The sequence below is a fragment of the Marinilabilia sp. genome, from assembly GCF_016278715.1.
GTDB lineage: Bacteria > Bacteroidota > Bacteroidia > Bacteroidales > Marinilabiliaceae > Marinilabilia.
Genome location: NZ_JADQBH010000025.1, coordinates 16,255 through 39,448 on the forward strand (window position 1 = coordinate 16,255; position 23,194 = coordinate 39,448).

Genomic DNA, 23,194 nt, shown 5'->3' on the forward strand with positions numbered 1-23,194 from the left:
AAACCCTAAAAAAATGAAAATTAAAGAACTTAAAAAAAGACCGGAAATTGACCATAATAAAAACCAAATGAGGGCTCATGCCCAGTTGGACAAACTTTTGACAGAATTGAAGAAAAGAGAACTCCCAGTTGAAACTGTAATGTCTATTAATAATGAAATAGATCAATTTAACTCCGTTTCAACACCAGATAAAGGCTTGATAAAACAAATTAAAAAAACTCAATCCGATATTCTTAAATTAATTGAGACCAACCATCAACTTGTAACTAAAAACCACTATCAAAATACATGGATGACAGTCGGAATGGCTGCATTTGGGCTTCCTCTTGGAGTTGTTTTTGGAACAAGCCTTGGAAATATGGCTTTACTCGCAATTGGCTTACCAATTGGTATGGTTGTTGGAATGGTGGTAGGTTCAGAAAAGGATAAAAAAGCTTTTAAAGAAGGAAGACAGATTGACCTGGAAATTAAAGACTAAGTTCAACAAAGACATCATAAAACTGCCCTGCCTTTCAAGGCATTTTGAAAATATTTTTTTGCCCAAAAACAACCGAACAATACCAACGAAAACCACTGGAATAACTGAAGGACTTTGGCTGATCTTTACATCAAAGTTTTTAATAGTAACCCGATGATGCCTGAAAGAAATCTATTCGGAAATTGGCCAGATAAATTAACCGGTAAGTCTGCACGTCAAATTAGCACCCTTGACATCTTTAAATCAATTTCTTAATTTTACAAATGGGTTAGGGTTAAAAGGCTCATCGGAATTTCGGTGGGCCTTTCTTAAACAAAATTGACAATTTAAAGAGAACCTAATAGAAACTTTCTACACAAAACTGAAACCCCAAATATCAAAACCATATTAGAAAATTTTGCACTTAATTATTTAACAATCATTCAACTTTTAAGTTTCTCAACACCTCAATATCATTAGGAGAAAATTTGACCTGGTAATTATTTGAAATTTATATTTCAAATAAATCCTACACTTTAAAACCTTCACAAAAAAGATAATACCATGGAAACATTAAATCTTAAAGAGTTAATTCATAAAGTTCGTCAGGAATAAATTGACTCTGAAAATGAAAGGATTAAAAAGAGACTCCATCCTTTGTTTAGGGTTGAAAGTTTAAAAATTGAGGTAAATTTCGTCGTTGAAAAAACCAAACAAAAAGGCGGTAAAATAGATTTGAAGATTGTTGATATAGGGCAAAATGTTACTTATTCAAACCAACAGGTTCATAAAATTTTTCTAGAACTTAAGACTTGCCATGACACACATAAAACAACTAGTGTCAGAAAATTAGAAAATGAGGATCAAACACCTTTTATAACAGGGGGGGTACAGCAAAAAAATGAAGGTTCAGACAATTCAATAACCGGTGTCTTTCCTATAGTACCCCACAAAGACTAAGCTCTTAGTTCATTGCTCTTTGCTGTTTGGTCAAACAACCGGGGTTTATGAGATGAGCACAATGCTTTCAATGAAGGATTAGCCCCAGCGGAGCGGCAGTATGGTAGAAGGAATGTTTAGGATAAAAAAGATTAAGCCCCGGCAGGGGTGACAGATTCGTTTTTTGAAGAGGGTTAACCACAGAGAATACTGAGAAACACAGAGAACCCTTCTACCCTGATATGCCTAGTTAGCTCTTAACTAGTAATTAGTAATGGGAATAGAATCTATTTTAACTACTTAAATCCCCGAACCTGAAGACAATTGTTTCAAATTTAGGGTTCACAAGTAACTTTCAAATTAAAAAATCAACAACAACTCCCCCAAATTTTCCTAAAACCCCAAAAGCCACTAAATTGTAAAATCCAACCAAAGTCATCTTTTGATTTTGGTTAGGGTTAATAAAAATGGGAGCCGGTCATAAGACCGGGTTTTTTAATCCAAAAAATTTAGGACCCCAAATTCTTTTTAGTTATTGGATAGTTGGTAACTCTTACCTTTAATTCTCTTCTTTTGGAAAATAAAACTAAAAAAGTTAATTTTACCAGTAACATCAAACGAACCACCATGTCACAAATACCTTTTTCAAACCCTACTTACCATCACTATTTCTTCATAAGCAAATATTTTGTGAACAAACTTCCCATTTCCAAAACCATTCTCCATACTTCCCACTTAGAAACCAATGTATTACTTTTATCAACATACAAGACAAATAACAGCACCTAGGTGCATTTATAATAAAGTTAGCAACAAGGCGAAAAAAGAGAACCTTCAAGACTGATAGGTGCAGTTTAAAACAAGCAGATTAAAATATTTAGCTCTTTGACAAGTCGGTGCAAATTTGATGGAATTTATTTTGTTTTTTTTCTCCCCCCGCAAAAAAAGGAAAGAAACCCCACCCCACATTGCAGCACATTTCCAAGCCCCCACAAGCCAACGCCCAAACCAAAGGCTTGTAAAAGAGCTGCAATTTTGCCTACACACTCGTGCTGAATTGTTACTTTTGAGCTATTAAGAAATGAACCGACAAAATGAAAAAGGAAATAGACAACAAACTCAACTTAAAAAACATCAAACCAACTGCAATGCGACAATTGGTTTTGCAAGTTCTAACCGAACAAAAAACGGCTATCAGTTTGCCTGAATTAGAACAAATTTTTGAAAAAGCCGACAAAGCAACTTTATATAGAACGTTAAAAACATTTCAGGAAAACAAACTGATTCATTCTATTGAAGATGGTTCGGGCTCTGTAAAATATGCCCTGTGCCAGGAATTCTGCGAGTGCCAGCCCGATGACCTGCATGTTCATTTTCTTTGCACAAATTGCAATCAAACTTTTTGTTTAAACGATATTCCTGTTCCGACAATAAACCTCCCCAATAACTTTTCACTCGAAAGCGTGAATATGGTGGTGAAAGGCATTTGTTCAAATTGCAAGAGATAACTTTGCAACCCGGTTGCATGAACTTTGGGGTATCTTTGCCGTTGTAATTCAAAAAATACCGGAATTTTAAATGAAATATTTAGCAGTAATATTATCAATGTACGTAATGGTTTTAACAGCCATACCATGCAATGATGTACATGCTGCCAATACAAATTCTGTTTCTCTTGAATTATCAGAACAAAGTCCAAATCAATCAAACGATGTTGATTTATGTTCTCCGTTTTGTTTTTGTCATTGTTGCCAAACACTTTCATTCCCTTTGTTTTTTAGTATTTCCTCTGTCAACTTAGTAGAAATTACTTTAGATTTTAAATTGAAAGAACCTGCGTTTTCAAGTCCTGTCGCATCTATCTGGCAACCACCCAAAATTTAATTCATTTTTCTTTCTTAAATATTGAGCAGTTAGCTTAGGCGTCCTTGTATTGCAATAATGCTGCGTACGCATTAAGTTTTCTATGTTTAAACTCATAGAGAAAACACACTTGATGGTATTCATATTAAAAATTAAGGAAATCAAATGATAAATAGTATAATATCTTTTTCAATCAAAAACAAAGCCCTCATTGGTTTGATGACAATTGGGCTTATTATCGGTGGTATTTGGTCGATGACCAAAGTGCCATTGGATGCCGTGCCCGACATTACCAACAACCAGGTGCAGGTGATTACCACCGCGCCCAACCTGGGCACCGAAGACATTGAGCAGTTTGTAACCTATCAGGTGGAACTTTCGGTAGCCAACCTGCCGGGGGTTATCGAAATACGTTCGGTTTCCCGGTTTGGATTATCGGTGGTTACCATCGTTTTCGAGGACAACATGGGAACCTACCTTCCACGACAGTTGGTAAGCGAAGCCCTGTCCGAAATTAAGGAAAAAATCCCGGAGGGTTTTGCCGACCCGTTTATGGCGCCAATCAGTACCGGATTGGGTGAAATTTACCAGTACACCCTTGAAGTTCAGCCCGGTTACGACACTGTGTATAACGACATGGAACTGCGCACCATGCAGGAATGGATTGTAAAACGCCAGATGGCAATGGTGCCGGGGGTAGTTGAAGTAAATTCCTTTGGAGGGCGCGGAAAACAATACGAAATTTCCATTAACCCCGATAAGCTTCGAAGCATGAACCTGACCATGTCTGACGTTTTTGAGGCTTTAGAAGAGAACAACCAAAACACAGGTGGGGCATACATCGAAAAAAATTTTCAGGCCAACTTTATCCGTGGCGAAGGTTTAATGCGTTCGATTGATGATATACGCAACACGCCGGTAGCCAATGTAAACGGGCAACCTGTTTTTATAAGGGATGTAGCCAAAGTAAAGTACGGAAGTTTTGTGCGTTACGGGGCTTTTACTAAAGACGGTAAAGGCGAAGCCGTAGGCGGTATCGTGATGATGCTGAAGGGTGAAAACTCCAACGATGTAATCAAGGATGTAAAAGAACGCATGGCGTTAATCCAAAAATCCTTACCCGAAGGGGTGGAAATAAAACCATTCCTCGACCGCAGCAAACTGATAAAAAGCACCACATCCACAGTTGCCGAAAACCTGTCGATTGGGGCGCTGATTGTAATTTTTGTCCTGGTTATTTTCCTTGGCAATCTTCGGGGCGGTTTACTGGTGGCATCGACCATACCACTGGCTTTGCTGTTTGCTTTCATCATGATGAAAGTATTTGGTGTGTGGGCTAACCTGATGAGCCTTGGGGCCATCGACTTCGGGATTCTGGTTGACGGAGCGGTAATCATTGTGGAGAGCATGATTTTTTACCTACACCGGAACGAATTTATCGGGAAAAAACTGGGATTGCCCCGGCGAAACGAAATAGCTTATAATTCAGCCAGTAAAATGATGAACTCTGCATTTTTCGGGCAGCTGATTATCCTTATTGTCTTTATCCCGGTACTGGCATTGCAGGGTGTGGAAGGCAAGATGTTTATACCCATGGCCATGACCTTTGGATTTGCCGTATTGGGTGTTATGGTACTGTGTCTTACTTACATACCCATGATGGCTGCACTTTTCCTGAGACCACCAAAAACAGATAAAAAAACCTGGGGTGAGCGTTTTATAGAGAAACTCGAAAACCTGTACGAACCCGTAATTGGCTGGGCTTTGCGCAAAGGAAGACTTGTATTGGGAATTGCACTTATACTTTTAGTTTCGGGTGGTTTTCTTTTCTCACGCATGGGAGCCGAATTTATTCCTCAACTGGACGAAGGCGATTTTGCATTTCAGGCTTTCCTGAAACCTGGAACATCCTTATCGGAAGTGCAGGATGCATCTACCCGTCTTGAACAAATAGTACTGGAGAATTTTCCAGATGAAGTGGAGTCTGTTCAAAGCCGTATCGGAGTTGCTGATATTCCAATGGACCCAATGCCCATGGATATTGCCGATATATTTGTCATCCTTACACCCCAGGGTGAATGGACAAAGGCCGAATCAAAACAGGAATTGATTGATAAGGTAAAAGAAAAAGTAAGTGTCCTTCCGGGAATAAACTATGAATTTACGCAACCCATCGAGATGCGGTTTAATGAACTTTTAACCGGTGTCAGGCAGGATGTTGCAATAAAACTATATGGCGATGACCTGGATATGCTGGCCGACAAAGCCGAAGAAATTTCAGGCTTAATTGCAGGAATTCAAGGCATTGCAGGTATAAGTGCTGAAAGAACCAGTGGTTTACCTCAAATAACAGTCAGATACAACCGCACCAAACTGGGACAATACGGGCTCGATATTAAGGACCTCAATACCGTGGTTGAAACGGCATTTAGCGGAGGCGTTGCCGGGGTAATTTACGAAGGCGAACGGATGTTCGACCTCGTGGTTCGACTTGATGAAGAACACCGCCAAAGCATTGACGACCTTAGGAACCTGTTTGTAAACACCCCCTCCGGCAACCAGGTTCCGTTGAAAGAGGTAGCGGAAATCAGCTATCAGCCCGGGCCGATGCAAATAAGCCGCGACAATACCAACAGGCGTACCTATGTAGGTATCAATGTGGAAGGCAGGGACGTTAAATCGCTGGTGGAAGAAATACAGCAAACCCTTGATGAAGAACTGGAATTGCCTTCGGGTTACTACATCCGCTACGGTGGTGCTTTCGAGAATCTTGAAAGAGCATCAAAACGATTGGCTTTAGTTGTGCCACTTGCCCTGGCATTGATATTTATGTTGGTTTTCTTTGCTGTCAAGTCCTTTAAACAAACTCTCATGATTTATGTGGCCATTCCCCTGGCTGCTGTGGGCGGAATATTTTCGCTATACCTGCGGGATATGCCTTTCAGTATTTCGGCAGGGGTTGGTTTTATCGTGCTTTTTGGCGTTGCTGTGTTAAACGGTCTGGTATTGATTAGCGGTTTTAACGAGTTAAAAGAAGAGGGGAAACTTAGCCTTGGAGATATTATCAAAAAAGGTTCCATTCGCCGGGTACGCCCTATTTTCCTCACCGCTTCAACTGATATACTCGGTTTCCTGCCTATGGCCATTTCCACATCAGCAGGGGCGGAAGTGCAACGTCCGCTTGCAACGGTGGTCATTGGCGGAATGTTAACGTCCACGCTTCTAACACTGGTCGTGTTGCCTGTTTTATATAAAATGGTAGAGTCGGGCAAAACAAAACTGAAAGCGCCCAAACTCAATACCACGGTAATAATCCTGTTGTTTATTATCGGCGGGCTTGGAATTTCGGGCAGCCTGAAAGCACAGGAAAACAACCTTACCCTTGAACAGGCTATCGAACGGGCTAAGGAAAACTATCCTTCCTTAAAAGCCGCTTCGCTCAATGTCGAGAAACAAAAGGCCCTGAAAGCTACAGCTTATGATTTGGGCAACACCTCTATCTACACCGGAAAGGAGGAGACCGGCAATGGTGAGGTGGGTATTCAAAACCAAATTGGGGTAGCGCAATCGGAAATTGACCTGTTTGGCATACCTGCCAAAAACAAGCTGAATGAATCGCGTATCAACCTTGCCGAATCAAGGCTTGAATTAACTGAACAGGAGCTGGTCAGAAACGTGAGTTTAGCATGGTACCGGGCATTGGTAGCCAAAAAGCAAACCCAATTGTATAACCGGCTCGACAGTGTTTATGCCGATTTCCTCAGGGCTGCCAGATTGCGTTTCGAAACCCAGCAAACATCCAAAGTAGCTTATCTGGCGGCTTCTGCCAAATACCAGGAATTAATGGTAAACATGAAACAGGCAGAGAGCGAATACATGGCTTCGTTGCAAGTGCTGAACCAGTACCTGATGTACCCCGGTGGCGTTGAAATTGCCGATGCCGGCCAGGAATGGGATGAAACCATTCAAACTTCCTACCCGCTTGATTCGTTAAACGCCGTCCCTTTGCTTAATCTTTACAGGCAACAGTTGGATGTTTCCGAAGCAGAGTGGAAAGCCGAAAAAGCAAATTTTTTGCCTAAGCTCGATTTGGGGTATTCCCGGCAATCAGTCGATGGAACATCCGGTTATTATGGATGGGAGGCCGGTTTCTCCATTCCTTTGCTGTTCTTTTCCCAGTCGGGCAAAACAAAAGCCGCCCGTATTAATTACGAGATGAACGGGCAGCAATACAAGCAGCGGGCGCTCGAACTGAACGCTTCGTACAAAGAACTCTTAAGCCGGTACAGGGTGATGGGCGATGTGCTGGAATATTATAGAAACGAAGCGCTGCCGCTTGCCGACGAACAAATTGAAGCCGCCAACCTGGGTTACCGTTTGGGCAGCCTCGGTTATATAGAGTTTATCCAGAATACCGAATCAGCCATTAAAACAAGGCAGGAATATTTGTCCCGGCTGGCGGAATATTTCGAAATTAAAGAACAATTGGAATTCATTACAGGTCAATAATTTTAAAAACAGATAACAATGAAATCAAAAATAATTATAGCGCTTCTTGCAGTAGTTACACTCATGTCGTGCAACAACAACAAAAGCAAAAACAGTGAACCCGGGGAACACACGGAAAAAGAGGGCCCCGAAGGCGTGGTATTGCTTAATCCACAGCAACGCGAAGCCCTGGATTTAGAACTGGGGACTTTCCAAATGCGAAACCTCACCACCATGGTAAAAACAAACGGTGAGATGCAGGTGCCGCCCGCAAGCTCGGCAGAAGTTACGGCAGTAATCGGGGGAAATGTGCGGGATATCAGAGTTTTCCATGGCGACAAGGTGCGTAGGGGGCAAACCCTCGCCATTCTCGAACACCCTGATTATATCAAACTACAGGAAGATTTTGCCGAATTAGCCAGCCGGCTCGAATTCCTGGAAATGGAGTATGAACGCCAGAAAGAACTCTTCGAGAACAACGTAGGTGCAGGCAGGGAGTTCCAACAGGTAAAGTCGGAATATAATTCGGCCAAGGCAAAGTACCAGGGATTGAAAGCCCGCTTGCAACTCCTGCACCTCTCGCCCGAAAAAGTTAAAGAGGGAGAGATTTCCAACAGCGTACCCATTGTTTCGCCCATCAATGGGTACGTGAATGAAATAGACGTGAAAGTGGGCACGTATGCCGGGGCACAGGACATGCTTTTTGAAATTACCGACAACAGTGAAATCCACGCCGATTTCCTGGTGTACGAAAATGATGTGCATTTACTGGAAAAAGGACAAAAGGTACATTTTACCGCAGCCAATATTCCCGATAAGGAGCTCACGGCAACGATTTTTGCCATCGGACAGGAATTTGAAGCCAATGCCAGGGCCGTACACGTGCATGCCAGTCTGGATGAAACCGTACCGGGCCTTATTCCGGGCATGTACATTTCAGGCCACATTCTTACCGATGAAAATTATACCCGCACATTACCCAACGACGCCATTGTTTCCGAAGGAACCAAATCTTATATTTTCGTGCTGGATGAAGAAGCCACCGAAGCGGAACACGGGCATGAGGTTAACCATGCTGACGAAGACGAACACGCGCATGATGAAACACACGCAGAAGAAAGCGATGAGGAGCATGCCCGACATGAAGAAGGCACACATGAAGGTGAGGGCGATGAAGTGATGGCTTTCCGCATGGTAGAAGTAGTTGCAGGCTTGCAGGATGAAGGTTATACAGAGGTAAAATTGCTCAATCCCCTGCCCGATGATACACAGATTGTAATGAACACAGCTTACTACCTTTTATCTGATTTGAAAAAAGACGAAGCTGGTGATGATGATTAATTAATTCTAAAATGATTAGATATGAAAGAAGTAAAAGCATTTATACGTCCCAATAAAGTAGATGACATCGTGCATCATTTAAAAGATGCAGGTTTTGAAAACATGACCATTTCATCGGCTGAAGGCACCGGAAAATTACAGGATGAGGATGCATTTGTCTCACAAAAATTTTCCATTACCGAAAGCGAAGTGGCCAAACTGGAACTTGTAGTCGATAAAAATGATGTGGACAAAGTGGTACAAATTATTTCAGAACAGGGCAAAACATTAAACCCCGGCGATGGGTTGATTTATGTTTCTGATGTTGAAAAAGTGTACCGGGTAAAAAAAGGATTGGAAAACGGGATGAAATAATTTATTACCCCTGCCTTCTACTTTGAAATAAAGGTCGGGGCAATTGTTTTCAATTTTAGTAAATTTGGAATTGAAAAACATAAAATGTTGTTTATTGTCAAACAATTACCGTTATGGAAAATAATGAAATTGAAAAGAAACTCGAATCGAAAAACGTCAAACCAACAGCCATGCGCACCCTGGTTTATAAAACACTTGCGGAATCCGGGAAAGCGCTGAGCCTGGCGGAATTGGAGCAACGATTTGAAAAAGTGGAGCGTTCAACCATTTTCAGGGCGCTTAAATCATTTGAGGACAATTTCATTGTACATACCGTTGATGATGGTTCAGGTTCGGTGAAGTATGCCGTTTGCGATGATGAATGTACCTGTAATATACATGACCTGCACGTTCATTTTTATTGTACCCGTTGCGGCAGAACACGTTGCATGAAAGAACTTCCAATTCCCAACATTAAACTGCCTGAAGGCTACACCTACGATAATGCGCAATTCATCATTAACGGGGTGTGCCCGCGCTGCGATTAAACTTTGCAATAGTGTTGCACTAACTTATTGGTAATTTTGATGTTGAAATTATTAGAATGTCTAACATTAAAAATTATTAATTATGAAAACTGGAAAATTTAAAATGGCTTTTTTACTTGCAGGATTGATTGTTTTTTCTGCATCGCAGGCAATGGCACAACCTCATTGTTGTAACTCAAACTGGTCGGTAAACGCTAATGCCCAATGGTGGAACAACAATACCCCGGCGGAATATGCCTTATCAGCCGAACAAATTACGGAAATCAATGAGCTACGTAAAAACAGTTACGAGAAAAAGCTTCCAATCGAAAATGAGCTTCGCAGTTTGAGAATGGAATACCGGGCTGCTAATTCAAATCCTGAGCTGGATGTAAAAAAGGTGAAATCACTGAGAAGCACTATTCGCGATAAGGAAGAAAAGATTGAGGATATCAACCTGGAGACAAAAGTTCAGGTAAAAAAACTTCTCTCTGAAAAGCAGCTTACCTACTTTAACAACAACAATTACAATTGGTGGGATGTGTCGGAAAATTGCTGGCACGCAGGTAATATGGGAATGAATTCTCGTAAACAGATGATGATGTCGCGTCGCAGCAATTGTTGGTAAACACCAGTTCGGTTTTTAAAAAAACAAGCGATAAAAAGAAAGGAGAATGTTATGATGGATGGATTTGGGTGTCACGGATGGGGAATGGGAATGGGCTGGTGGTGGGTTATAGGGCTCATTATCGTAATTGCCGTTGTTTGGATGGTTGTTAAAGGAATGAGTCAAAATAACCGCCCCGGCAACCCACCCGAAAGTAAGTCGGCGCTCGATTATTTAAAAGAGCGCTACGCCCGTGGCGAAATAAACAAACAGGAGTTTGAAGAACGAAAAAAAGATTTAATGTAAAATAAAAATATCATGAAGTATTACATTGAAAAAACAACAGAGTACGGTTTCGACAAAGCCATTAAAATTGTAACCGAAGAACTAAAAAAAGAAGGTTTCGGGGTGTTGACCGAAATTGATGTACAGGCTACATTAAAAAAGAAGCTGGACGTAGATTTCAAAAAATACCAAATTTTAGGGGCTTGCAATCCACCCTTTGCTCATGAAGCATTGAAAGCGGAAAACAAAATAGGCGCCATGCTCCCCTGCAATGTAATTGTGCAGGAACTGGATAATGGCAAAACAGAAGTAGCTGCCGTTGACCCGGTGGCTTCCATGCAGGCGGTTGAAAATGACGAATTAAGTGATATCGCCAATGAAATCAGGGCGAAACTTGAAAAGGTCATTGAGAATCTATAATGCTGCATGGAGTTTATATGGGGTACATATTCAAAACTTTTTAAAATGAGAAAACAACTTTTGTTATTAACCTTCGCACTTTTCTGGGCATTCACCACGAATGCTCAGGAGGGCGAACGGTTAAAAGTTACTGCCGGGGTGCGTGTTAACCCCTTTGTAATGTACGATTTTGAGGGTAACAAAACAGAAATGACACGTATCCATGCCGAGCTGGGCGCCATGTTTAACAAAAAAACATACCTGTCGGTGGGTTACACGCCCTATGTTAATTCTATATATAATTTCAACGAATACTGGTTGAGCGGGTTTGAGAACAAAATTCCGGTATCGTGGGTTGTGGCGGAAGAGTATATGTTTGATGAAAATAAATTTATCCTACAATCAGGGCCTAATTTTAAATTAGGTAATGTGGGAAATGCTTTTGTGTTCCTGTTTACCCCCGTCGATAATATTGATTGGGGCTTGAAAGTGGGCGCATTTATTCCGTTAAACGTGGTTTTATTTAAGAAATAAAAAACTTTTGGATTGGCCCGGGTATTGCTTCCCTCATAATCACTTCATATTCAGTTCCCGGTCTATTTTGGGGCGGGATTTTATGCTGATGGTTTCATGCAGCATCTACATTGATTCTATATGGCGGTCGTAAATGCTTTAAGGTTTGTAGCAAAAAGACTTTAATACAGTAACAATTTAAACTTTATGATATGAGTGCTGAGAAAATGGATAGAAGGAACTTTATAAAGCTTGGGGGGATGGGAGCAACCGTTTTTATAGCCTGGCCGTTTTTGACACCCTTGAATGGTGTTTCAGAAGATAATAATAAAAAACCAAACCCTGATTTTAAACCGGATTTGGATATAGAGTTGACTGCAAAGGAACATGAGATTTCTTTATATCAAGGACGTAATACGCGGGTATGGATGTTTGAAGGCAACTTACTAAGCGGGGATACTGAATCGCTTGAAGCGTTGGACGACAGTTATTTGGGCCCGGTCATACGCGTTCGCAAAGGTCAAAAAACAAGGATACGATTTCAAAATCAGTTACCTGAAGAAAGCATCGTGCATTGGCACGGTATGCACGTTCCGGAGGAAGATGACGGTCATCCCAAAGATGTCATAAGGAATGGGGAAACTTACATATATGAATTCGAAATAATGAACCGTGCCGGCACCTATTGGTTCCACCCGCACCCCCACGGACGTACCGGCCCACAGGTTTACAATGGGCTTGCAGGTCTTTTTATAGTAACTGATGAAGAAGAAGAAAAATTAAATCTGCCAGGTGGCGAATTTGATCTTCCTGTGGTTATCCAAGATCGCACAATCGATAACAGGAACCAATTGGTATATCTTACCAGAGGCCGCATGGAGAGAATGAATGGCTTCCTTGGCAACCGGATTTTTATCAATGGAAAGCCAGATAGGAAGCTTTCCCTTAAAAGCGGATGCAAGTATCGCCTCCGAATTCTCAATGGGTCTAATTCACGCTTTTATAAGCTCGCGTGGGAAGACGGCACGCCACTTGTTATTATTGGTAAGGATGGTAGCTTACTGGATAGCCCTAAATCTAAAGCCTATGTAATGTTGGGCGTTGCCGAAAGAGTCGATGTATGGCTCGATTTAACGAACAGGTCCGAAGGTTCACAAATGACCCTAAAGAGTTTGTCATTCTCTCCCGGAATGATGGGGATGATGGGCGGAATGAGAGGCCGGGACCGGAATAACCTTCCTCTGGGCAGTACTTATGAAATATTAAATATTAATATTGATAAAACAGGGAACAACAACTTTGAGCTTCCACAAAGACTTGCAGAATTCAACAAAATTGATCCGGCCATTGCTGTCAATAGGGACAATCCAAGAACGTTCCGTTTTTTCATGAGGCGGATGCAATGGACAATAAATGGCAGGACCTGGGAAATGACAGGAGTGACGGAAGAAGAAACCGTAAAGCTGAACACCACCGAAATTTGGGAAATCGCAAACACCGGGAGCTGGGGAATGGAAAATGACAGAAAATGGATGAACGGCAGATGGAGACGGAGGGGGCGCGGAGAACAAGATCGCAATCGTGAAAATATGATGGGTGGTGGAATGCAAATGCCACACCCCTTTCATATTCATCATCTGCAATTCAATATTCTTGAAAGAGATATTTCAGGTATGGACAGTAGGATTTGGAACTCTGTAAAAGATGGATTCATTGACGAAGGATGGCAAGATACAGTATTACTGATGCCGGGTATGAAGGTTAAATTAATAATGCGGTTTGAGGATTTCAAAGGCCTCTTTCTTTATCATTGCCATAATCTGGAGCATGAGGATATGGGTATGATGCGAAATTTCAAAATCGAATAAACAACTTAAATAAAGATAACATTTTGATAAAGAGCACTTTCAACATCAGCAAAATGGACTGCCCTTCTGAGGAATCTCTCATCCGGATGAAACTGGAAGGGCTTCCCATGATTAAACGTCTGGTATTTGATATTGAAAACCGGAAACTTACTGTTTTTCATTCCGAAGAAAACCCGGAAATCGAAAAAAGCCTGAAAGAACTCAATTTAGGCGCTGAACACAAAGAAACTATCATTGTCCATCAGGATGAATTTATTGACAATACATCGGTACAATCGAAACTCCTTTGGACGGTACTGATTATCAATTTTGCTTTTTTTATATTAGAGATTACAACGGGTTTTATTTCAAAATCCATGGGTTTGGTTGCCGATTCACTGGATATGCTGGCAGATGCTTTCGTTTATGGTCTAAGCCTTTGGGCAGTAGGTTCAACGGTAATCCGCAAGAAAAAAGTAGCCAAACTAAGTGGCTATTTTCAACTGGCATTGGCCCTGCTTGGTCTTACCGAGGTAATACGCAGGTTTATCAGTTTTGAAGAAGTGCCGGATTTTCAAACCATGATAATTGTATCGGTACTGGCATTGATTGCCAATTCTGTTTGCCTCTATCTTTTGCAAAAATCAAAAAGCGAAGAAGCTCACATGAAAGCCACCATGATTTTCACGTCAAACGATATAATTATCAATACCGGTGTTATCGTGGCAGGTATATTGGTATTATTGACCCAGTCAAAATACCCTGACTTAATCATTGGGGCAATTGTATTCTTAATCGTGGTGAGGGGGGCTTTCAGGATATTAAAACTTGGGAAATGAGTATACAAGTCATATTAAAATCAATCATAACCTGTCCTCAATGCGGTTTCCAAAAGGAAGAAACCATGCCGGAGGATTCATGTCAGTTCTTTTATGAATGTAAAAATTGCCATACCGTTTTAAAACCAAAACAGGGCGATTGTTGCGTGTTTTGTTCTTTTGGTACTGTTAAGTGTCTTACTTTTAAAAAGATGTAGAATATTATTTCCTTGGCACAATTTTAATTTCTAATTTTCCTATCTTAGCTCTGCTATCCATCAAGGGTATAATTAAATAATTATGCCCGATATACTTAAATTCTATCAACCAATAAGCCTAAGCAACGGGCTTATTGCTGTTTATACCCTACAATGTAACCGAACATTCTCGGTTTTTCGTGCCATTTCCGGCAAAGCACTCCGATACGGTATATTTTTTCCAAAAAGCGGTCATTATAAGGCAAGATATACTCTTCAAAATCGGGTATGTCCTCAAAAGCATTCGCAATATACTCCCGAAGTACTCAAAAGCAATTCAATTATACCCAAAAGCCCTGAAAAGGAAGAAAAAGCAGTAGCAAAGCACTCGCTGAACCTGCAATTTCAGACATTTTCGGGACTTGTTGCATTGTATTTACGGCTAAATTTGTTCTCTCTTTTGACATTTCGAAGAACTGGCTTGAATCAGGATTTGGTTTAAAGGCTCTATTCGGATAGCATTATAGCCAAAGTTGTGCAATGAAATTGACATGGCTGGATAATTATGTCCACTAAACCCATACCAGGCTGGAACTCCCTGGTTTTTATCCAGATTGACATAGCAGTTCTCCATTTTCTTCTTGATGAAAAAGATATTCAGTGATATTTTGCTAATTTACGCTCTACAGTTAAACGAGGAGGATTGATCTGAACCATTATGAAAAAATTGGTATTACAGTCATTTTACTGTATATTTACAGCAAATAGGTAACCATGACTACACGAGAACATAAACGAACATCCAATATCAAAACTTTTGATCCCCGGCATAGCATAAAACGTGCTGTTAAGACGAGGGCTGCCGGTTCCAGGTGGGTTATTGTCACTTCAAAAGGAAAAGTTACATGGAGCAATAAGATAGAGAGGGTTGCTGCAATTCGTAACGGTGTGCCTTACGAATCGGTGGAAGTTATTGGCAAAAAAGCAAACCTGCCGGTTAAGCATTTATTACATTATCTGGGCGTTCCCCAAACCACATACAACAAGAAGAAAAAAGAGAACGACCTACTAAGTGGCAGAAACAGTGAGGTAATACTTATATTATCAGAAGTACTTGATTTTGGACTTGAAGTATTCAATAATGAAGAAGAAAAGTTTCACCGTTGGTTGAGAAAAACAAACGTCTCATTAGGAAATGTACCGCCGGAAAGCTTGTTTGATTCAGTAACGGGGATACAGGAGGTTCGTAACACCCTAAGTAGATTGGAGTACGGAAACCTGGCTTAATAAGACGATCATGGAGCTTTGATTTCTTAAATCTGCCTCCATGTATAAAAGAATCGCAAATTCCATTCGACCTTAAATAATCATTTTTTATACGGATGAAAGTTTTCAGAATTGAAAGGGAGAAATACCTCGAAACCACATTGGAAGGAATTGGCGCAGCCTTAACCGAAGGCTATCGCTGGAATAGTTTAAGCACCTATTTGGTTTATACTGCCGAATCGAGGGCATTGGCAACATTAGAGGTATCGGTACACCTTGATCTAACTGAAGACCTTCCCACGGACAGACATTTTGTAGAAATCGATATTCCGGATGATATTATGATGCTTGAATTAGAAACGGAGGATCTACCCGACCGCTGGGACTCAAAACCCCCAATATTGGAGACTCAGTTTATAGGTGATGATTTCGTGAAAGAAAAAAATGCTGCTGTTTTAAAAGTCCCAAGTAGTATCGTACCACAAGAATTCAATTACCTAATAAATCCCAAACACTCCGATTCTGAGCGGATTTCTGTCGTATCTGCTACGCCTTTCAATTTTGACAGCAGATTTCAACAACCGGGGATAAAAGAGACGTAATTTGAAAAGCTGTAATAAACCACCATGGAATACATTTTTTTAATAGCTGCATTCAACGCTCTGTTTTTTGCGTTTTTGATTTTGCAGAAAAAAAAAGCATCACATGATTACATACTCATTTTCTGGCTAATATATTTGAGTTTATATACAGGCATATACGCCTTGTTTTCAAATAAATTATTTACAGATTTCCACCTCCTTTCAGCAAGTTTTATTTCTTTACTGTTACTCCATGGCCCATTCCTGTTTTTATATATTTCGGCATTGATTGACCAGACGTTTCAATTCAACAGGAGAAAACTCTTACACTTTATTCCGTTTATCCTGTTCAATCTATTCATAGTTATCGCTTCCTTTTTCCCGGAAATGTCGGAAAGAATAAGGTTAGACCATGTTGAAATTGAACATGGGGCTCCTTTACTGTTTAATTTTTTCCTGATTCTAACAGTTTTATCCGGACCATTCTATTTCATTTTATCAATCCGGCGATTTAAAAAACTGGATATTAACATCTTTAATAATTTTTCATCGTATGAAAATGTTAACCTCGACTGGTTAAGAAAACTGGTTTATTCTTTTGGGGGTATTTGGACGGTATTAATGATTTTTGCCACTGTTCATCATATTTTTCAAATGTTCTCATGGATTTTCTGCACTCACGGGTTAACTCTTTCTTTATCTCTTTTTATTATCCTGATTGGTTATTATGGCCTGAAGCAAAAGGAAATTTTCATTCAATATCCTGATCGAAACACCGAATATGTAACCGAACCAAAAGCAAAATATGTCGGTATATCATTAAAAGAGACAGACATTAACCATTATACAGAAAAATTAAAACATTATATGGCTAGCGAAAAACCTTATTTGGAAGCCAGCCTCTCACTACCAGAATTGGCAAATAAACTTGACATACCTTCACATCATCTCTCACGGATTATTAATGAAGAATTTGGTGTCAATTTCTTTGATTTTGTCAATCAATATAGAATAGAAGAAGTGAAGGCAAGAATTGGTAATCCTGAGTTTAAAAATTTATCCCTTTTAGGAATTGCCTACGATTGTGGTTTTAATACGAAATCGGCTTTTAACAGAGTATTTAAAAAAATGACCGGATTTACTCCAAGTGAATACAGAAATAAAATGAAACAGCCCACGCCTTAACAAAATGGACTTCTCTTTAAAGTCCTATATCGCAATAGGTCTTCAAAGGATTATTTGATGAGTCCTACATTGCAAAGTAGGTCGCACAAACAAACCTCCAAAAGTACTTTTGTCTCAGGATAATTTTAATAATAACCACTAAAAAAATTTATCATGAGACCAACAGAAATGAATTTGGAAAAAAATGCTCCAAAGAGTCTTCTTAAAACCCGTAAAACAAGTTTGAAAACGATCCTGTCCATTGTTTTCGTTTCATTAATGATAGCCGGCTCACTTCCCGCTTCAGCACATTGCGACTCTCTGGATGGACCTACAATTAAAGATGCAACTAAAGCCCTTGAAACAAACAATGTTAATTTAGTCCTGAAATGGATTTCCGAAGAACAGGAAAAAGAAATTATTCCGTTATTCAAAAAAACCTATGCTTTAAAATCTGGTGACAAAGAGGTTTATACCATTGTTAAAAAACATTTCTTTGAAACACTCGTGCGTCTGCACCGGCAAACAGAAGGCGCCCCCTTCACAGGGTTAAAACCTGCGGGTACGACTAAGAAAATTATTCAACTCAGCGATCAGGCAATTAAGAATAACGATATTGATGAATTACTTGGAAAACTAAACAACCACATTGGAAGAGTGATAAAGAAGAAATACGAAAAAGTTCAGACTCTTGACAAAGTCAAAAATGATTCTCCCGATAAAGGCCGTGAATACGTGGAGGCCTATGTAGATTATACTCATACTATAGAATCCGTTCATGACATCATTGAGCATGGAGGTGGACACTCCGCACACAAATAATGAAATCATAATGACGAAATTATTTTAGAATCTTCTTCGTTGATTTTCGGGGAAGATTCTTTTTTTAAAATGAAACAATTGGTTGTCTCAACATTCAGGTCTGAATAACCTCCCTCACAAGAAAAACTGCTCAAAATTATTTTGTAGGTAACAGTCTTGTGTATGGGAATTGAACCCTTTTCTAGAAAATATTACAAGTTTTTCTGCAAATTGTGTAAGTTAGTTTCAAAAGTTTGTTGTTATATTTGTAATTCCATAAATTAAAATATGCTTAGAACTATCACTAATATAATCATATCCTCTCTGTTGTTGGTTTCAACAACGGGACTGGCTATGTCTAAGCATTACTGTGAAGGGGAGCTTATTTCGGTTGAACTAAAAACCGAGTCAGACCCTTGCTGCGACGATAGCACCTGCTGTCACACAGAAACACAGTTTCTTCAGGTGGAAAACGACTTTCTGACTTCTTTCACAAATTTCAGTCTGGAGGCGCCGTTTGCTCCACAGGTTATCCTGACTTCATCTGAAGTAGAGATGAAACCTGTAAGAATAAATTACAACACTTCTTTCGTCCATTCCGGACTACATCCCCGTTGCACGGGGATACGCCTTGCTTTGCAACAGGTGTATCGTTTGTGATACTTTTGAACGCGAGGTCGCTGAGGCACAATAATCAAAAAGAGTATAATTACACATTTTTGTATCGTCTGCAATCTGAAAGTCTGAATTAAAAAGGCACATATTAATAAATACGTATGCCTACTGGACTTAAAAACCACTAATTTACCTGACAATCGGGCAATTAGTGTCTTTACGTATTGCAAATTCTAAAAACATATACATGCTAAACAGAATTATAAAATACTTTCTGGAGAACAAGCTGGTAACGATGCTTTTGCTCGTTTCTCTTGTAGCCTGGGGTATTTCCACTTCTCCCTTTGGGTGGAAACTGGGCGGATTCCCTTCCGACCCGGTAGCCGTGGATGCTATCCCCGATATTGGCGAAAACCAGCAAATTGTCTTTACCGAATGGAAAGGCCGTTCTCCGCAGGATATCGAAGACCAGATTTCATATCCCCTTACCACCTATTTATTAGGTATTCCGGGGGTTAAAAGTATTCGAAGCTCCTCCATTTTCGGGTTTTCAAGTATTTACATCATTTTCGAAGAAGACATCGAATTTTACTGGTCACGCTCACGGATACTGGAAAAACTCAGTTCCATTCCTTCAAGTCTGCTTCCGGAAAATGTTCAACCCACTCTGGGGCCCGATGCTACGGCTCTTGGGCAGGTATATTGGTACACCATTGAGGGGCGCGACAAGGAGGGAAATCCTACCGGTGGCTGGGATTTGCACGAAATACGTACTGTGCAGGACTACTATGTAAAATACGGGCTCAATTCAGCAGCAGGAGTATCTGAAGTAGCGTCAATCGGAGGCTTTGTCAAAGAGTATCAGATTGATGTTGACCCTGATGCCCTCAAAGCCTACGATATTCCGCTGCACCAGGTCATGACTGCCGTAAAAAAATCGAACCGCGATGTAGGCGCCAAAACCGTTGAAATTAACCAGGCCGAATACCTGGTGCGCGGCATTGGCTACATCAAAAAAGTAGAGGATATCGAGAAAGCCGTGGTGGCGGTTCAGGACAATGTTCCGGTTCGCATACAAGACGTAGCCCGGGTTTCACTGGGGCCAGCCTCGCGAAGGGGCGCGCTCGACAAGGACGGCGCCGAAGTGGTAGGTGGTGTGGTAGTTGCGCGTTATGGTGCCAATCCACTGGAAATTATCAATAATGTAAAAGATAAGATCGAAGATATAGGCCCCGGACTTCCAACAAAAACACTGGCCGACGGAACCGAAAGCCAGCTTACCATAGTGCCATTTTACGACCGCTCAGAGCTGATTTATGAAACGCTTGGAACACTGGAAGAGGCACTGTCACTGCAGATTCTTATTACCATTCTGGTCATCATTGTGATGATTTACAATTTACGGGCATCCTTAATGATCTCAAGTCTGTTACCCATTGCAGTGCTGATGGTTTTCATTGCCATGCGCTATTTTGGGGTGGATGCCAATATCGTTGCTCTTTCGGGAATTGCCATTGCCATTGGGACCATGGTCGATCTGGGAATTATCCTATCAGAGAATGTCATCAAACATGTGGATGATGCACCTCCCGGACAAAAACTCATCACCTCGGTATATAATGGTGCAGCAGAGGTGTCTTCGGCTATTCTGACGGCGGTTTCAACTACCATTGTCAGTTTTATTCCGGTATTTACCATGCAGGCAGCAGAGGGAAAGCTTTTTGGACCGCTGGCATTTACCAAAACATTTGCGCTTGTAGCTGCCCTTATCGTAGCCTTGCTATTTCTGCCCACGCTGGCTCACTGGTTTTTCGGATTGAAAATCAAAAACAGAAAAACATCCCTTTGGGGAAATGTGGTTTTAGCGGTCATTGGTGTAATTGCGTTGATTTTCGGAGCTGTATGGGGCGGAACGGTTCTCCTCCTCTTTGGCGCAGTTGGAGTCACGAAACATTATTATGCCATTCCAGACAGAGAGGATCGTAAGTGGTATCACCACTTGCTGCAAAACGCCGAACTGATAGTGGCACTGCTGGCCGTGACATGGATTCTGGCCACCTACTGGCTCCCGCTGGGCCCGGCGAAAAGCATAGCGCTAAACATCCTTTTTGTTGCTTTGCTCGTTGCTGTAATACTGGGATTCTTCACAGTTCTGCAACGTTATTACAAGCCCATTCTGCACTGGACACTCGAAAACAAAAAGACTTTCCTGATGATTCCGGGCATTCTGATATTATTCGGAATCACGATATGGCTTGGTTTCAACTCAGTTTTTGGGTTTGTGGCCAATGGTTTCGAAAAGGTTGGTGTAAACATTCGAACCACATCTGTATGGTCAGGACTTACACATACATTCCCGGGAATCGGCAAAGAATTCATGCCGGCCCTTGATGAAGGAAGCTTTTTGCTGATGCCTACATCCATGCCCCACTCGGGCGTTGAATACAACCGGAAAGTATTGGGACAACTGGATATGCTGATTTCTGATATTCCCGAGGTGAAGCTCACTGTCGGCAAACTGGGAAGGGTGGAATCGGCTCTCGATCCAGCGCCAATTTCCATGTACGAAAATGTCATCAACTACAAACCGGAATATGCCCTGGGCGAACGGGGGCATCGGGTGCGTTTCAAAACCGATGATGAAGATCGTTTCATTACTATAGATAAAGACACCCTTACAAACGAGGAAGCTCTGGAGCAAGGAATTACCAAAGAAGATCTTATCCACGATGAAGACGGGCTTTATTTCCGCAACTGGCGGTCACGCATTCAAAGTCCGGACGACATCTGGAATGAGATCGTCAAAGTAGCTAAGATTCCGGGAGTTACCTCGGCACCTAAACTGCAGCCCATCGAAACACGGCTGGTAATGCTCCAGACAGGCATGAGAGCCCCCATGGGAATAAAAGTATATGGGCCGGATCTGGAAACCATTGAGGCCTTTGGGATGGAACTGGAAGGAATACTCAAAGAGGTACCATCGGTAAAAGCAGAGGCTGCCTTTGCCGACCGCGTTATCGGAAAACCATATATCCACCTTAATATTAAGCGAGACGAAATATCCCGCTACGGACTAAATGTTGAGGACGTGCAGCAAACCATCGAGACTGCCATCGGAGGAATGAACATTACCACAACAGTGGAGGGGCGCGAACGATTCCCTGTCCGTGTGCGATATCCCAGAGAACTGCGTGATGATCCCGAAGCTTTGGGAAATATTCTGATAAATACTCCCACAGGAACCCAGATTCCGCTGAAACAGGTTCTGGATATTGAATATGTACGGGGCCCTCAGATGATTAAAAGTGAGGAGACTTTCCTTACCAGTTACGTCCTGTTCGACAAACGCGACGGATATGCTGAGGTAGATGTGGTAAACGATGCACAGCAAACCATCCAGGATCGGATAGACAGCGGGGAACTAACCGTTCCGGCGGGCGTGAGCTACAAATTCTCCGGTAATTACGAGAACCAGGTAAGGGCAGAGAAAAGGCTATCCATCATCGTACCACTGGTGCTGATAATTGTGTTTCTGATTCTGTATTTTCAGTTTAAATCACTTACTACCTCAATGATGATATTTACCGGTATCGCCATGGCTTTCAGTGGAGGTTTCATCATGCTGTGGCTTTACGGACAAGGATGGTTTGCCGATTTTTCCATATTCGGCACGCATATGCGAGACCTGTTTCAGGTAAAGACCGTCAACCTCAGTGTGGCCGTATGGGTAGGCTTTATAGCCCTGTTCGGACTTGCAACCGACGATGGTGTGGTAATGGGAACCTATCTCGACCAGAGTTTCCGGCGTAATAAGCCCGGTAGTCTGCATGCTATTCGCCAGGCCGTTACCGAAGCCGGACAAAAACGCATCCGGCCCGCGGTAATGACATCAGCAACCACCATCATCGCGTTGTTGCCCATCCTAACCTCCACCGGCCGGGGAGCAGATATCATGATCCCCATGGCCATTCCCGCATTTGGTGGTATGATGGCCGCGGCAATCACATACTTTGTGGTTCCTGTGTTGTATAGTTTACGCGAAGAGAGAGCGATGGAAAAAACCACCACCGAAGAAAATAAATTAGAAACACCCCACGGCCCCAAAGGGCACGAATAGCGAAAACCCCGGGTGTAAGCCCGGGGGGGGGGGATA

The 23,194-nt window shown here is 41.5% G+C and carries 22 protein-coding genes; all 22 read left to right on the forward strand.

Features of this window, described 5'->3' with window-relative positions; translation table 11 throughout:
• Nucleotides 1–13: 13 nt before the first annotated feature.
• The 22 genes from QZZ43_RS01545 to QZZ43_RS01650 all read left to right on the forward strand — a co-directional run bounded on the left by QZZ43_RS01545 (nucleotide 14) and on the right by QZZ43_RS01650 (nucleotide 23,158).
• Nucleotides 14–478: a hypothetical protein gene (locus tag QZZ43_RS01545; RefSeq protein WP_291855463.1), complete on the forward strand. Its 465-nt coding sequence runs from the start codon at nucleotides 14–16 to the stop codon at nucleotides 476–478.
• 636 nt (nucleotides 479–1,114) lie between these two features.
• Complete coding sequence (locus tag QZZ43_RS01550) at nucleotides 1,115–1,417, forward strand: trypco2 family protein (protein WP_291855466.1); 303 nt, start codon at nucleotides 1,115–1,117, stop codon at nucleotides 1,415–1,417.
• Between the two features lie 1,073 nt (nucleotides 1,418–2,490).
• Complete coding sequence (locus QZZ43_RS01555; protein WP_291855468.1) at nucleotides 2,491–2,904, forward strand: Fur family transcriptional regulator; 414 nt, start codon at nucleotides 2,491–2,493, stop codon at nucleotides 2,902–2,904.
• 70 nt (nucleotides 2,905–2,974) lie between these two features.
• Nucleotides 2,975–3,280 carry a DUF6660 family protein gene (locus QZZ43_RS01560; RefSeq protein WP_291855471.1) on the forward strand — a complete coding sequence of 102 codons (306 nt, stop codon included), beginning with the start codon at nucleotides 2,975–2,977 and terminating at the stop codon, nucleotides 3,278–3,280.
• Between the two features lie 144 nt (nucleotides 3,281–3,424).
• The gene (locus QZZ43_RS01565) at nucleotides 3,425–7,768 is read left to right on the forward strand and encodes a CusA/CzcA family heavy metal efflux RND transporter (RefSeq protein WP_291855473.1); all 4,344 of its coding nucleotides are present in this window, start codon (nucleotides 3,425–3,427) and stop codon (nucleotides 7,766–7,768) included.
• A gap of 18 nt (nucleotides 7,769–7,786) precedes the next feature.
• On the forward strand, nucleotides 7,787–9,088 hold the full coding sequence (locus QZZ43_RS01570; RefSeq protein ID WP_114436311.1) for an efflux RND transporter periplasmic adaptor subunit: 1,302 nt from the start codon (nucleotides 7,787–7,789) through the stop codon (nucleotides 9,086–9,088).
• Nucleotides 9,089–9,109: 21 nt separating this feature from the next.
• Nucleotides 9,110–9,442, forward strand: a complete 333-nt coding sequence (locus QZZ43_RS01575) for a P-II family nitrogen regulator (RefSeq protein ID WP_114436312.1) — start codon at nucleotides 9,110–9,112, stop codon at nucleotides 9,440–9,442.
• Between the two features lie 113 nt (nucleotides 9,443–9,555).
• Nucleotides 9,556–9,969: a Fur family transcriptional regulator gene (locus QZZ43_RS01580; protein ID WP_114436313.1), complete on the forward strand. Its 414-nt coding sequence runs from the start codon at nucleotides 9,556–9,558 to the stop codon at nucleotides 9,967–9,969.
• 82 nt (nucleotides 9,970–10,051) lie between these two features.
• The gene (locus tag QZZ43_RS01585) at nucleotides 10,052–10,576 is read left to right on the forward strand and encodes a hypothetical protein (protein ID WP_291855480.1); all 525 of its coding nucleotides are present in this window, start codon (nucleotides 10,052–10,054) and stop codon (nucleotides 10,574–10,576) included.
• A gap of 51 nt (nucleotides 10,577–10,627) precedes the next feature.
• On the forward strand, nucleotides 10,628–10,861 hold the full coding sequence (locus tag QZZ43_RS01590; RefSeq protein ID WP_291855483.1) for an SHOCT domain-containing protein: 234 nt from the start codon (nucleotides 10,628–10,630) through the stop codon (nucleotides 10,859–10,861).
• 12 nt (nucleotides 10,862–10,873) lie between these two features.
• Entirely contained in the window at nucleotides 10,874–11,260 is a 387-nt protein-coding gene (locus QZZ43_RS01595; RefSeq protein ID WP_291855486.1) for a DUF302 domain-containing protein, read from the forward strand.
• 45 nt (nucleotides 11,261–11,305) lie between these two features.
• A complete protein-coding gene (locus QZZ43_RS01600; protein ID WP_291855489.1) occupies nucleotides 11,306–11,773 on the forward strand; it encodes a hypothetical protein in 468 nt (155 codons plus the stop codon).
• A gap of 191 nt (nucleotides 11,774–11,964) precedes the next feature.
• On the forward strand, nucleotides 11,965–13,620 hold the full coding sequence (locus QZZ43_RS01605; RefSeq protein WP_291855492.1) for a multicopper oxidase domain-containing protein: 1,656 nt from the start codon (nucleotides 11,965–11,967) through the stop codon (nucleotides 13,618–13,620).
• 23 nt (nucleotides 13,621–13,643) lie between these two features.
• Nucleotides 13,644–14,438, forward strand: a complete 795-nt coding sequence (locus QZZ43_RS01610; RefSeq protein WP_114436319.1) for a cation transporter — start codon at nucleotides 13,644–13,646, stop codon at nucleotides 14,436–14,438.
• Entirely contained in the window at nucleotides 14,435–14,635 is a 201-nt protein-coding gene (locus QZZ43_RS01615; protein ID WP_291855495.1) for a GDCCVxC domain-containing (seleno)protein, read from the forward strand. The genes QZZ43_RS01610 and QZZ43_RS01615 overlap by 4 nt, the downstream gene beginning before the upstream one ends.
• 82 nt (nucleotides 14,636–14,717) lie before the next feature.
• The gene (locus tag QZZ43_RS01620) at nucleotides 14,718–15,116 is read left to right on the forward strand and encodes a hypothetical protein (protein ID WP_291855498.1); all 399 of its coding nucleotides are present in this window, start codon (nucleotides 14,718–14,720) and stop codon (nucleotides 15,114–15,116) included.
• 272 nt (nucleotides 15,117–15,388) lie between these two features.
• Nucleotides 15,389–15,901, forward strand: a complete 513-nt coding sequence (locus QZZ43_RS01625; RefSeq protein ID WP_291855501.1) for an antitoxin Xre/MbcA/ParS toxin-binding domain-containing protein — start codon at nucleotides 15,389–15,391, stop codon at nucleotides 15,899–15,901.
• 95 nt (nucleotides 15,902–15,996) lie between these two features.
• The gene (locus QZZ43_RS01630; RefSeq protein ID WP_114436323.1) at nucleotides 15,997–16,482 is read left to right on the forward strand and encodes an RES family NAD+ phosphorylase; all 486 of its coding nucleotides are present in this window, start codon (nucleotides 15,997–15,999) and stop codon (nucleotides 16,480–16,482) included.
• Nucleotides 16,483–17,082: 600 nt separating this feature from the next.
• Nucleotides 17,083–17,646, forward strand: coding sequence for an AraC family transcriptional regulator (locus tag QZZ43_RS01635; protein ID WP_291855506.1), 564 nt, complete (start codon nucleotides 17,083–17,085; stop codon nucleotides 17,644–17,646).
• A 153-nt stretch (nucleotides 17,647–17,799) separates the two neighbouring features.
• Nucleotides 17,800–18,447, forward strand: a complete 648-nt coding sequence (locus QZZ43_RS01640; protein ID WP_114436324.1) for a DUF6448 family protein — start codon at nucleotides 17,800–17,802, stop codon at nucleotides 18,445–18,447.
• Between the two features lie 267 nt (nucleotides 18,448–18,714).
• Nucleotides 18,715–19,086, forward strand: coding sequence for a hypothetical protein (locus QZZ43_RS01645; protein WP_114436325.1), 372 nt, complete (start codon nucleotides 18,715–18,717; stop codon nucleotides 19,084–19,086).
• Between the two features lie 202 nt (nucleotides 19,087–19,288).
• A complete protein-coding gene (locus QZZ43_RS01650; protein WP_291855513.1) occupies nucleotides 19,289–23,158 on the forward strand; it encodes an efflux RND transporter permease subunit in 3,870 nt (1,289 codons plus the stop codon).
• Nucleotides 23,159–23,194: the final 36 nt, after the last annotated feature.